General features: G+C 54.8%; 11 protein-coding genes and 1 tRNA gene. 1 reads left to right on the top strand and 11 read right to left on the bottom strand.

Translation table 11 applies throughout. From position 1 onward, the window contains the following. Positions 1–35: 35 nt before the first annotated feature. From ABNT42_RS20090 to ABNT42_RS20065, 6 genes are all read right to left on the bottom strand, one after another. Complete coding sequence (locus tag ABNT42_RS20090; RefSeq protein ID WP_348699975.1) at positions 36–1,103, bottom strand: EpsD family peptidyl-prolyl cis-trans isomerase; 1,068 nt, start codon at positions 1,101–1,103, stop codon at positions 36–38. Positions 1,104–1,237: 134 nt separating this feature from the next. Further along, positions 1,238–2,620 carry an undecaprenyl-phosphate glucose phosphotransferase gene (locus ABNT42_RS20085; RefSeq protein ID WP_348699973.1) on the bottom strand — a complete coding sequence of 461 codons (1,383 nt, stop codon included), beginning with the start codon at positions 2,618–2,620 and terminating at the stop codon, positions 1,238–1,240. A gap of 2 nt (positions 2,621–2,622) precedes the next feature. Then, on the bottom strand, positions 2,623–3,837 hold the full coding sequence (gene epsL, locus ABNT42_RS20080; RefSeq protein ID WP_348699971.1) for an XrtB/PEP-CTERM-associated polysaccharide biosynthesis outer membrane protein EpsL: 1,215 nt from the start codon (positions 3,835–3,837) through the stop codon (positions 2,623–2,625). 41 nt (positions 3,838–3,878) lie between these two features. Further along, positions 3,879–4,544, bottom strand: coding sequence for a CAAX prenyl protease-related protein (locus tag ABNT42_RS20075; RefSeq protein ID WP_348699969.1), 666 nt, complete (start codon positions 4,542–4,544; stop codon positions 3,879–3,881). 83 nt (positions 4,545–4,627) lie between these two features. Next, a complete protein-coding gene (locus ABNT42_RS20070) occupies positions 4,628–6,526 on the bottom strand; it encodes an ATP-binding cassette domain-containing protein (RefSeq protein WP_348699967.1) in 1,899 nt (632 codons plus the stop codon). Positions 6,527–6,586: 60 nt separating this feature from the next. Continuing rightward, positions 6,587–6,661: transfer RNA gene (locus ABNT42_RS20065), tRNA-Arg, on the bottom strand. A 52-nt stretch (positions 6,662–6,713) separates the two neighbouring features. Between ABNT42_RS20065 and ABNT42_RS20060 the strand changes: the two genes are divergently transcribed. Next, positions 6,714–7,454, top strand: coding sequence for a hypothetical protein (locus ABNT42_RS20060; RefSeq protein ID WP_348699965.1), 741 nt, complete (start codon positions 6,714–6,716; stop codon positions 7,452–7,454). On the opposite strand, the gene ABNT42_RS20055 is transcribed toward ABNT42_RS20060, so the two are convergent. The 5 genes from ABNT42_RS20055 to ABNT42_RS20035 are packed head-to-tail and all read right to left on the bottom strand — an operon-like array spanning position 7,451 to position 12,840. Continuing rightward, entirely contained in the window at positions 7,451–7,843 is a 393-nt protein-coding gene (locus ABNT42_RS20055) for a RidA family protein (RefSeq protein WP_348699963.1), read from the bottom strand. The genes ABNT42_RS20060 and ABNT42_RS20055 overlap by 4 nt on opposite strands. Beyond that, positions 7,843–9,018 (bottom strand): acyl-CoA dehydrogenase family protein, encoded by a 1,176-nt coding sequence (locus tag ABNT42_RS20050; RefSeq protein ID WP_348699961.1) that lies wholly within the window; start codon positions 9,016–9,018, stop codon positions 7,843–7,845. Before ABNT42_RS20050 ends, ABNT42_RS20055 begins: the two co-directional genes overlap by 1 nt. 12 nt (positions 9,019–9,030) lie before the next feature. Then, a complete protein-coding gene (locus ABNT42_RS20045) occupies positions 9,031–9,885 on the bottom strand; it encodes an enoyl-CoA hydratase family protein (protein ID WP_348699959.1) in 855 nt (284 codons plus the stop codon). A gap of 32 nt (positions 9,886–9,917) precedes the next feature. Continuing rightward, on the bottom strand, positions 9,918–10,442 hold the full coding sequence (locus ABNT42_RS20040; RefSeq protein ID WP_348699957.1) for a MarR family transcriptional regulator: 525 nt from the start codon (positions 10,440–10,442) through the stop codon (positions 9,918–9,920). A 7-nt stretch (positions 10,443–10,449) separates the two neighbouring features. Further along, positions 10,450–12,840, bottom strand: a complete 2,391-nt coding sequence (locus ABNT42_RS20035) for a bifunctional salicylyl-CoA 5-hydroxylase/oxidoreductase (RefSeq protein ID WP_348699955.1) — start codon at positions 12,838–12,840, stop codon at positions 10,450–10,452. Positions 12,841–12,846: the final 6 nt, after the last annotated feature.

The raw sequence follows: 12,846 nt of genomic DNA, 5'->3' as shown, positions 1-12,846 counted from the left end.
TGAGAATTACCACGTGACAAAAAATGTGCTAACAATTACTTCAAGCCTTCGACCGCGCGCGCGCCGGCACCGTTTTCGGCCGTCGAAGCGGCCGAAGCAGCTGACGCTGCAGGGGCGGCCGCAGCTTGAGTTGTATCTTTTTGCAGCATTTCAATTTTAGCCGCCGCACGAAGACGCTTTATCTCGGCACTTGCCGCCTCTTTATTGCGCAGATTCAGCAAAAACTGTTCAATCTGCGGCGCAGCGACCTCTAGCGAAATCGGATTATCTTTTACCTCAGCGATAGTCATTACGAGACTGCGTTCGCCTTCTCGCACGATGAAAAGCTGCCCCTTTGCCATCACCTGCAATTTGGCAGACAACTCTGGCGGCAAGTCTGCCGTGGATCGCGCAGCCTGGCCTCGCGCATATTTAATCTGACGTGCGTCCAACTGTACCCCAACGTCGTCGAGCGACCTTGCCTTGTCGATTTCTGCGCGCATCGCATCATCTAAATCACGCGTCGCCAGCAATAACTGACGCAAATCGAACAACTTGCGTTGGGAGAAGAATACCGGATTATCATGGTAATACTTTTCTACCTCTTCACGGGTAGGCTTAGTCGGCGCCGTCAGATGCTTCTGCATGTAAGCTTGAGCAACCACCAACGCTTTCGCACGCTCAACTTCCTGTACCACTTTCGGGTCACGATCCAGCTTTTCTTTGACCGCAGCGTTCAGCAACAGTTGACGGTCAATTAATGACTCAAGTATTTGCTTACTTGCAGCGGCCTGCTGTGCGGCCTGCACATTGGCACGCTGAAGTTCTTCGTTTAGCTGCAAAACGGTAATTTCCTCGCCATCGACACTCGCAAGCGACTGCCCGGGCTTTTTATCTTTGCCGCCGCATGCCGCCAAGCTGAATGCGACCAGCACAGCAACCGCACACATCGTATGGCGTGGCACACGATTAAGAGTGCGCGACTCGAGCCCGTACTGTTTAATTTGGTTCAAAATGATTCCCTCATGAATAAAAGGCAGCTGTAACAGCGAGCAACAATATTTATAAAAAGCAATAAATTGCACAACGTTGCAAATATTGACACGATCGATATAGATTTGCAACACCTAAATCTAATTGCGTTTCTCGCACCTCAACCCTAATGTCATTTTATTTGCAGTCAAGGTACGCGTGAGTTAATAGCCGGCAACGGCTTCCTAGGTATTGCTCTTTACCGTTGTCTTATTTTGATACCTACTCAGTGCGCGTTTTCACGCTTCAGAACCACGCTCACAGTCTTGATAATAATCAGCAAGTCAAGCAATAACGACCAGTTGCGCAAGTACGATAAATCATACTGAATCCTCGCCTCCATTTTATCCAGGGTATCCGTCTCGCCACGCATACCGTTGACCTGGGCCCAACCGGTAATACCCGGCTTAACCTTATGACGCAACATATATCCCTTAATCAACTTACGGTATTGTTCATTATGTGCCACCGCGTGCGGGCGCGGGCCAACAATACTCATTCGTCCTTGCAAGACATTGAAGAATTGTGGCAATTCATCGAGCGAGGTGCGGCGCAAGAACGCACCAACTGGCGTGACTCGCTGATCATCTTTTCGAGCCTGCACGATAGTGTTACCGTCGTCAACGGTGGTCATAGAGCGGAACTTATAAACCAAAATCTCCTCGCCATACAGCCCGTAGCGTCTCTGCCGGAAGATTACCGGTCCAGGCGATGTGAAGCGGACCACCAGAGCAATTACCAGCATAATCGGCAACAGCATGATCAAGATAAGTGAGCCAAGGATAATGTCGCTTGTGCGCTTGACCATACTATTAATACCTGTAAATGGCGTCTCGCAAATAGCAATCACCGGCATACCGCCGACGTTATCAAAGCGCGCCTGCATCAAATCAAACACATAAATATCGGGCAAAAAGTAGACCGAGGCAGTAGTGTCCTGCAACTCATCGAGCAGGCGACGAATACGAGGCTGGGCCGAAATTGGTTGGCTAATGAAGATCATCTTGACATTGTGTTCGCGCACAAATGCACTGACTTTGTCCATCTTGCCGCGAATTGGATGGCGCCGCCCTGGAGGGTGGCGATCTTCCGTACGATCGTCAAAAAAACCCAACATATGCATAAAGAGGTTAGGCTGATTATCACAAATATCGGCAAATCGCAATCCGACATCATTGGCACCGATGATGATGACAGAACGCGCTTCACCACGACCGATTCTGCCAATTGACATGCGCCATACGGCCTCATGACTAAGCAACAATATCACCGGCGTCGCCACAGCCCAGCACAACAAGACATCAAGATTGAAAGCGCTACCCAAGCCAGAAGTGACTCCGATCAGTGTCAACACAACTACCGTCAGCGACCAACTAACCACAGTATCGCGAACATAGGCAGCCATACGTCCGCTTCGCCAGGTGCGGTAAGGATCAATGTAATTATCCATTCCGCTTGCGATAAAAAACGCCAAAATCATTAAAATCATGTAGTAACCAGTGAACGGCTCTTGGAATAAGACCGTGCATAGGTACAGCGAGACCATCACAATCAGCGGATCCAATACTCTCTGAAAAAATGGAACTAAGGGAATATCGTTAAGCGTCATGGTTAAAACTGCAAGTTGGCATTGAGGGAATAGCCGTTGGCGTGATACGCGCCAAGGCCGAACAACGAAGCACCGCTTCGTCGATCACGGTACAGCGAAGCTCGGAACTGCACGCCGGCTAGCGGCGCATAAATCGCACCCAAAGATGTCTGACGTGTATTATCACCTTCGGCCAGCGCCAGATTCACACCAGGTGCTAGTCCTCCAAAAGCGCGCCGTTCATAACGCAATTGAGTGTCGAAGCGAAGCTTGTTACTATGATTCCAAACCGCCGCCAGATTGCCGCCGCGATTGAGACTATAGCTTACGAGTGTGCTTTCAAGCGGCGCATACTCACGCCAAGCTGACGCACTTAGCTGCAACGCATTCGTCACCCCCCAATTACCCACTAAGCGGGTATTAAAGCCGTTACTATCCTCATCACTAATATAGAGGTGGCTGCGCCGTACGCGCCCCGCTGTCAATTGAGTGTCAAGATCTTTGCTTATTCGCCATACAACGCGCAACTTGGCTTCATCCTGATTGTAGCTACTATCGAACACTGAATGCGCGCGTGAGCCTTGCAACGGATAACGCCCCTCGGTCCGCCGCGCAAGTACTCCAACTGTACTTCCATTACCGACTGAATAGTCAAGCCCGGTCTCGTACGCAGTGTCGATCCGGTTGATCACCTGGACGCTAGCCAAATCGTAAGAAGCCTTGTCACGAGACAGAGCCATCCGCAACCGCCAATGCGGATGCAAGCGCCAACCGCCATCAAAGAAGTTGTACTCGCGCTGACGCAGCACACGCTGATTACTGCGCACATCAGCATAAGAGGCTAGCGTACTGTTATAGACACTACCAAGATTACCATCCAGATTATGACCGATATACCAATTCAGTTTTGCCTGAAAATCTTTGCCATGGTAATTCAACTGGGTAAAGTGATCATAGCGAATATCACTAAATTTACCTTGCAATGAAAGTACCTGACGATTAAAAGTCTGATCGTAAGTTAGCCCGATAATGGTCTGGCGCGAAAAATCGCCACGCTGTCCGTCATAACCTACATCATTGTCACCGAGGCGAAACAGATTATTGTCATGACTATACGCCACTCCGGCACTCACCTGAAGTGGATCACCAGGATTGGCATGCGCGAAAGTACAGACTATGTAGCCCAACAGGAAGATGCTAGCACTTGAGTTACGTGTGTTGCGCGAAGAACTCTGCATTGTTAATCGTCTTTTGAGTTGTCAGACAGTTCATAATAATACTACCAATACTCCCAACTGGCAGTAACAATAATCCACAGGCCCAACATACCGTTGGTCACGGCATGAGCCAATATAGCAACCCACAAACTACGGTATCGCTGATACAGCGCACCATATACGGCACCGGCAACAATACCTGCGAGCCATAGTTCGTGTTCAATAGCGAATAATATCACCGTAATAACAAAACCCAGCCACTTTACACTTGCAGGATCGACTTTTTCAAAATCCGGCGACTCAGTCCACCGCATTAGATACGATCGCCAGAACAACTCCTCCATAGGCGGCACCACCACCGCAGCGCCAAACAAACGCACACCTGCAAGCAACCAGTCAATGTGACCATCCGTGATTGGAACGTACCCCACCCCTGGCACTCCCAGTCGCATCCATGGGGCGTCCAAAGATATCCAGACTGCAAACACCGCTGCGCCAGCCAGTATCGCAACAGGCAATGCCCCGCCACTAAGGCGAACCTGATGTAACTCAGTGTACTGACGCCAGTACCAAACCAGCAGACCAACCACCGTGACAATCTTAAGTGGGTAGAGCCAGCGCAGCGAGTACTCAGAACAACCGGCACGGGTCAGCAGATCTGCCAACACTATAAATGCAATATATATCGCGAATGGCAGGATACGCGCTCGCGCGGCGCAGCTAAACATACGCACCACTCTGAGGGCAGAAGGTAACTTGCATGAACTTCCTTTTTAATTCGGCGATGTGAGTGAAATGTAGGTCGACGCCATCAATCATGCGTACGGGACTCGATCTGCTCCCACTTCTCCAAGGCAGCAAGCATCTGCTCTTCCAGTTCAACATAACGTTGATTCATGCGCTTGGCTTCTGAAGGATTTTGCTTGTAAAAATCCGGTGATGCAAGTTCTAGAGTAATTAACGCTTGCTCCGCCTCGAGGTCAGCGATCAACTTCGGCAACTCATCTAGTTCGCGCTGCTCTTTGTAGCTAAGTTTCTTACCCTTGGCCACTGGCGGCGCCATCGGCGCAGCTACAACCTTAGTGATAGGCTTAGCCTTAGCAGAGACTATAGCGGTCGACTTGACACGCTCCCAATCAGTATAGCCTCCGACAAATTCACGCCACTCCCCTTGCCCTTCAGCCACGATAACCTGAGTCACAACATTGTCGATAAATGTGCGATCGTGACTAACCAGGAACACAGTACCCTCATAATCCTCAAGCAACTCCTCGAGTAACTCCAGCGTATCGATATCTAAATCATTTGTCGGTTCGTCTAGCACTAGGCAGTTAGCAGGTTTAGCAAAGAGTCGTGCCAGTAATAAGCGGTTGCGCTCGCCACCCGACAGCGACTTGACAGGCGACCTCGCGCGTTCTGGCGCAAAAAGGAAGTCTCCCAAGTAGCTCATCACATGCTTTCGCTGGCCGTTAACCTCGACCCAATCGCTTCCGGGTGCAATAGTGTCCATCAAACTATCATCCTCATTGAGCTGGGCCCGCATCTGATCGAAATACGCTACTTGAAGTTTGGTCCCCAAGCGCACCACCCCACTATCGGCAGTTTGCTCCCCTAAGATCATCTCAAGCAATGTAGTCTTCCCGGCACCGTTAACGCCGATCAGCCCCACTTTATCTCCCCGCAATATTGTGGCACTGAAGTCACGCACGATTACTTTCTCACCAAAAGCCTTCGTGACATTCTCTAGCTCAGCCACAATCTTGCCAGAACGCTCGCCGGAACTAAGCTCTAGCCTGACTTGCCCTTGTTGCTCTCTGCGCGCAGCACGTTGCAGTCGAAGCATCTCCAAACGCCGCACACGCCCCTCGTCACGCACACGGCGAGCCTTCACACCTTTGCGTATCCATACCTCTTCTTGAGCCAAGAACTTGTCAAACTTCGCAGCCTCTACCTCTTCGATTTCCAGCTGTTCACTCTTGCGAGTTTGATAGGCAGCAAAGTTACCTGGATATGACAATAGCTTCCCACGGTCTAGCTCGATGATCCGGGTTGCCACATTATCTAGAAAACTGCGGTCGTGAGTGATAAATAACACCGAGCCCTTAAAGTCCCGCAATAGCCCTTCCAGCCACTGAATCGATGTAAAGTCTAGGTGGTTAGTAGGCTCGTCGAGCAGAAGCACATCGGGCGCAGCTACCAATGCGGCAGCCAGAGCCACTCGCTTGCTCATCCCCCCTGAAAGCGTGGACATCAACATCTCACCATTCAAATTGAGACGATCCAAAATAGTCTCTACCTTATTAGCCAACCCCCATGCATCGGTCAAGTCCAACTGCACTTGTAGCTCGTGCATCTGCTCCAGCAACTGCTCATCATTGCCTTGACCGAACTGACTTGTAAGCGACTCATACTCAGCTAACATAGCCTGCTGCGGCCCTAGACCGGCAGCCACCGTATCGAATACCGAACATGCTGGTTCGAACAGAGGCTCCTGCTCAACGTAGGCAACCTTGAGCCCCTGCTGTTGAACTAACAAGCCATCATCAAGTTTTAAACGGCCGGCGATAATTTTCAGCAATGACGATTTGCCAGTGCCGTTGCGCCCGATCACACCGACCCGCTCACCGGTTTCGAGCGAGAACTCCGCATGATCAAGTAAAGCAACATGGCCAAATGCCAGTTGCGCCGACGAAATAGAGATGACAGCCATAGTTTATAATTGAGCATTGCTGCCGAGCCCGAAGAGCACAGCAAAGGAGAAGCGAAAAATTGGTACCGCCAGCGGGAATCGAACCCACATCTACCCCTTAGGAGGGGGTTGCACTATCCATTGTGCGATAGCGGCACACGCGAAGAAGCCGTATTGTACAGGTTAGCATTCAGCCAATTCAACTAACATGACTCTGAAAAATCGCAGCGTCAACTTCTTAAACGATAATCAGCATGGCGCTGCATTACTGCTGCTGCTAAGCGTCATTGCACTCGGCGCGGCAATCACCTTCGTTAATATATTCCATCAATCCAGAATTGAACAGCGAAGAGAGAGGTCTACCCAGATTGCAATTGCACAAGCAAAAGCGGCCTTGGTAGGCTTTGCAGTAATTCACGGCCGTCTGCCCAAACCAGCGATATCTCAATTTGACGGGCGAGAAATACAAGAACAATGTCTGGATGAAAATCAATGCACGGGCCTCATACCCTGGGTAACGCTTGGAGTTGATGGGTTTGACGGGTGGGATAAGCGACTAGCCTATAGCGTCGTGCCGGAATTAACCGTTGCAAATTTTCCGTCGCTGACGGTGATACCCAACAAAGTGGTCTTCACCCGAAATAGCGATGGAAAACCGATTTATATTGTCGGTCACCCGAAATGCACTGTAGCAAACCCTTGCGCACCAGCAGTAGTACTTTCACATGGTCGAAATAACTTCGGATTTAATTTAAGCGGAATTTCGCTGCCAAATTTATCTGAAAGGAATGTTGATGAGATTAAAAATGCGACAGGGACAAATCAATTTATACTCAGATCCGCCACCAATTCGTCCAATTCTCCCGGAGGGAGCTACGATGATCAACTAGGTTGGGTAAGTATCCGCGCATTGTATTTACCCATGAACGCGGCGGGCGTTCTCCGCTAATCCCGCACCACCGCCGTCACCTCAATCTCCACCCGCGCCCTATCCTCAACCAATCCGGCCACCTGCACCGCAGTCATAGCCGGAAAGTGCTTACCAATGATTTCACGATAAGCCACACCGATCTCCTTATAGGCAGCAACATACTCGCGCTTATCCACCACATACCACGTCATCCGCACAATATGCTCCGGCCGCGCATCCGCTTCAGCTAGCACCGCCACCACATTCAGCAAAGCCTGCCGCACCTGCGCGGCAAAATCATCGCTGTGGAACACGCCCTGCCCATCCCAGCCTATCATCCCGCTCACGAACACCATGCGCCCGCTTGCGGCAACACCGTTAGAATAGCCTCGCGGCCGCGCCCATCCGGGCGGTTGTAGAAACTCCATCACACTTCCCCGTTCTTTGCTGCGCGCAGCATTTCCCGCGCAATAATCAGTTGCTGCACTTCGCTCGCCCCCTCGTAGATGCGCAGCGCACGGATCTCGCGATATAAACGCTCCACCGGCTGCTCGCTCACCACACCCAGCCCGCCAAACATCTGCAAGGCCGCATCAATCACCTGCTGCGCCGTCTCGGTGGCCGTCAGTTTGGCCATGGCCGCTTCCTTGGTCACATTGCGCCCTTGATCACGCAGCCACGCGGCGCGATAGGTGAGCAAAGCTGCTGCGTCAATGCCCGTGGCCATCTGCGCCAGCTTGGCTTGCGTCAGCTGGAAGTCTGCCAGCACCTGCCCAAACATCTGCCGCGCCGTTGCCCGCTGCATGGCTTCATCCAGCGCACGGCGGGCAAAGCCCAGCGCGGCTGAAGCGACCGAAGTGCGGAACACATCCAGCGTAGCCATCGCCACTTTGAAGCCCTGCCCTGCCTCGCCGATACGCTGGCTAGCCGGAATGCGGCAGCCATTAAAGCGCAGTCGTGCCAGCGGATGTGGCGCGATCACATCGATGCGCTCGGCGATCTCGAAACCGGGCGTACCGGCATCGACGATGAATGCACTAATACCACGCGCACCCGGCTGCTCGCCGGTGCGGGCAAACACCACGTAAAAGTCCGCGATACCGCCATTCGAGATCCACGTCTTTTCGCCATCCAGCACATAGTCGTCACCATCGCGCACGGCAGCGCACTGCATAGCTGCCACGTCAGACCCAGCCTGCGGCTCGGATAGCGCGAACGCCGCAATCGCCTCGCCCCGCGCAACGCGCGGCAGATAGGCGGCCCGCTGGGCGGCACTACCATGCAGGCAGATAGCGCCGGAGCCCAGCCCCTGCATGGCAAAAGCAAAATCAGCCAGCCCGTTGTGGCGCGCCAGCGTTTCGCGGATCAAGCAAATGGCACGGGTGTCGATACGTTCACCGGCTGCGCCATATTCGCGCTCCGCGATAGCGTGGGCTAGCCAGCCGGCATCGCCCAGTTGTCGCACCAGTGTGCGACAAGCCTGATCGACATCGCTGGCATGCTGCTGGCTGATCTCCCTGCTTGCCCATTCATCCAGCGCCTGTTCCAGCGCGGCGTGATCAGGCTCAAAGAACGGCCAGTCCAGATAGGTTTTATCACTCATATTGGTTCCGGATTAATCGCCTTCGAATGCAGGCCGCTGCTTGGCCACAAACGCATGGTAGGCGCGGTGGAAATCATTGGTCGCCATGCAGATCGCCTGCGCCTGCGCTTCCGCTTCGATGGCCTCATCCACGCCCATATTCCACTCCTGCTGCAGCATCTTCTTGGTCATACCATGCGCAAAAGTGGGGCCGTCGGCAAGTGACTGTGCCATCGCCTGCGCTGCCGCCAGCAAGTCCTGCGGCTCATGCAAACTATTGAAATAGCCCCAGCGCTCTGCCTCCGCGCCGGACATAGAACGCCCCGTGTACAGCAGTTCGGCCGCCCGCCCCTGCCCGATCACGCGCGGCAGCAACGCACAGGCGCCCATATCGCAACCGGCCAGACCCACGCGGGTGAACAGAAACGCCGTCTTGCTGCGCGCCGTGCCATAGCGCAGATCGGCCGCCAGCGACAGGATGGCGCCCGCACCGGCGCACACACCGTCCACCGCGGCGATCACCGGTTGCGGGCAAGCGCGCATAGCTTTCACCAGATCACCCGTCATGCGCGTGAAGGCCAGCAGGCCCGGCATATCGAGCTGGGTCAGCGGCCCGATGATGTCATGCACATCCCCGCCCGAACAGAAGTTCTCGCCCGCACCGGTAATGACGATCGCCTTGATATCATCCGCGTAGGCCAGCTGGCGGAACAGGTCACGCAACTCGGCATACGATTCGAACGTGAGCGGATTTTTGCGCTCCGGACGGTTCAGCGTCAGCGTGGCCACACGGTCACTCACCTCGAACAGAAAATGACTCGCCTGATAACTAGCGAGCTGCTGGCGGTTGCCGGGTAGTTGCTGTGGCTTGCCGGGTAAATAGCGCATAGAGTTTTCCTTAATGTGCGATGCTTGCTCGGTTATTTGTCGCCGGCAGCATACAGGTGCTGCTTCATCTGCGACAGCAAGTCGATCAGTTGTCCTTTGTCGCCGGCCGACATATCCTGCAGCAGTTCGGCTACCCAGCCTTCGTGCACGGCTGCCATGGTGGCAAAGGCCTTGCGTCCGGCCGGTGTCAGTTTCACGCTGTAGGCGCGGCCATCCTTCGGATCGGCCACGCGTACCACCAGCTTCTCCTGCTCCAGCTGGTCGGTAATGCCGGTGATATTCCCGCCCGTGACCATCATGCGTTTGGACAGCTCGCCCATGCGCAAGCCTTGCGGATAACGCTCCAGCTGCGCCATCAGGTCAAAACGCGGCAAGGTGATGCCAAAGGTGGCCCGCAAGCGGCTACGGATTTCGTTCTCGATCTTGGTGGTACACGACAGCATACGCAGCCACAGTTTGAGTGACTGGTGATGGTCCTGCGTCAGCCGGCTAGCCAGATCCAGCACCGGCGGGTCTTCCTGTTGCGACGTATCTTCTTGCATCTCGTTCGATTTCATATTCGGTTCATCCTTCCAGCAGACGTGCCGCCAGTTGTTGCGGTGACAGACCACTGCTACTGGCTGCCAGCTGTCGATCGCGTTCCAGATTGCGCTCCAGCTGCTGCTTGCCCGGCACATACTGGCGCGGCCAGTGCACGCCACCATAGCCTATCTTCGCCGCTTCCGTCAGAGTCCATGCGGGATTGGCCAGATGCGGGCGTCCCACCGCACACAGGTCGGCACGGCCAGCCGCTATGATGCCGTTGGCATGATCGGCCTCGAAGATCGAGCCGACCGCAATCGCACCTATACCTGCCTCGTTACGGATGCGGTCCGCAAACGGCGTCTGGAACATGCGCCCGTAGAGCGGTTTCTCGGCCTTGCTGACTTGCCCAGAGGAGCAGTCGATCATATCGGCACCGGCGGCCTTGAACAGCCGCGCGATCTGCACCGCATCGTCCGGCGTGATACCGCCTTCCACCCAGTCATGCGCAGAGATCCGCACACTCATGGGCTTATGCTGCGGCCATACGGCACGCATCGCCGCAAACACTTGCAGCGGATAGCGGCAGCGGTTTTCCAGCGTGCCGCCATATTCGTCCTCGCGCTGGTTGGTTAGCGGCGAAATGAACGATGACAGCAAATAGCCGTGCGCGCAGTGCAGCTCCACCCAGTCGAAACCAGCCTGCTCGGCGGCCTGTGTGGCGCGCACGAAATCAGCTTCGATACGAGCCATGTCTGCGCGCGTAAGCGGCTGCGCTACTTGCGATACGCCTTGCAGATACTGCTGCGGCGAGGCAGAGAGCAGCGGCCAGTTGTCGCGCTCGAGCGGCTGGTCTATGCCGTCCCACATGGCACGGGTCGAGCCTTTGGCACCGGCGTGGCCTAGCTGTATGGCGATACGTGCATCGCTATGGCCATGCACGAAATCGACGATACGGCGCCACGCTGCAGTGTGTTCCGGCGCATACAGGCCGGGGCAATACGGTGTAATGCGGGCATCGGCAGAAACACAGGTCATCTCGGCAAACACCATGGCTGCCCCACCCAGCGCACGCGCACCTAAGTGTGCCAGATGGTAGTCGCCCACCATGCCGTCGACTGCGCTATATTGTGCCATCGGCGACACCACGATGCGGTTCTTCAGCACCAGTTCACGCACCTTATACGGCGTGAACATTGGCGGCGGCGCGGCGGCGCCAGACGGCGCCGCCGGCAATCCTGCCGCAGCACAGGCGCGCGACGCAAACCAGCGTTCGTAGTCGGCTACATAGCCAGCATCGCGCAAGCGCAAATTCTCATGCGATAAACGCTGGCTGCGCGTCAGCATGGAATAGGCAAACTGCGGTGCTTCCAGCGCTGTGTAGCGCGCCACATTCTCGAACCATTCCATCGAATTGCGCGCCGCGCTCTGCAGCTTGATGACTTCCACCGAACGCACCCGCTGGTAGGTTTCCAATGCGCTGGCCGTGTCGTCATGCTGGCTAAAACAGCGCGCCAGTTCGATCGCATCTTCCAGCGCCAGCTTGGTGCCAGAACCGATCGAGTAATGTGCCGTGTGGGCGGCATCGCCCATCAGCACGACGGGCACTTGCTGCGATCCGATCTGCTGCCAGTGCACCCAGCGCTGGCAGACGATGCGGGGGAACACTATCCACATAGCCGAACCGCGCAAGTGGGCGGCGTTCGACATCAGGCGATGGCCATCAAGAATATCGGCAAATAACTGCTCGCAGAAGGCGATAGACTGCTCTGCCGTCATCTGCTCCAGCCCTGCCGCACGCCACACTTCTTCCGGCGTCTCGACGATGAAGGTCGACGTTTCGGCGTCATACTGGTAGATATGCGCCTGAAACCAGCCATGCTCAGTCTCGCGGAAGGCGAAAGTAAACGCATCGAATTTTTTGCGCGTGCCCAGCCAGACAAAGCGGCAGCGGCGCGCGTCGATCTGTGGCTGGTAGCTGGCTGCGTAACGTGTGCGGATACGACTATTTAAGCCATCCGCAGCAATCACCAGATCGGCCTGATAGCGTGCGGCGATTGCCTGATCGTCCTCCACCTCTGTTTCGAACAGCAGCGTCACGCCCAGTTCTTCGCAGCGCTGCTGCAAGATGTTCAGCAGATGCTTGCGGCCGATGCCGCAAAATCCGTGACCGCCCGAACTCACCTTCTCGCCCTTGAAATAGGTATCGATGTCGTCCCAGTGGTTAAAGGAAGCCTGTATGGCGCGCGCACTGATGTCATCGGCCAGCGCCAGATTGCCCAGTGTCTGGTCGGAAAACACCACACCCCAGCCAAAGGTATCGTAGGGCCGGTTACGCTCGATCACGGTAATCTGATGGGCCGGATTCTGCTTCTTCATCAGCAGGCCAAAATACAGGCCGGCCGGTCCGCCACCTATGCATACGATATTCATACGGTT

This window comes from Duganella fentianensis, assembly GCF_964031615.1.
In the GTDB taxonomy this organism is placed as follows: domain Bacteria; phylum Pseudomonadota; class Gammaproteobacteria; order Burkholderiales; family Burkholderiaceae_D; genus Rugamonas; species Rugamonas fentianensis_A.
This window is presented reverse-complemented; position numbering and strand designations above follow the sequence as displayed.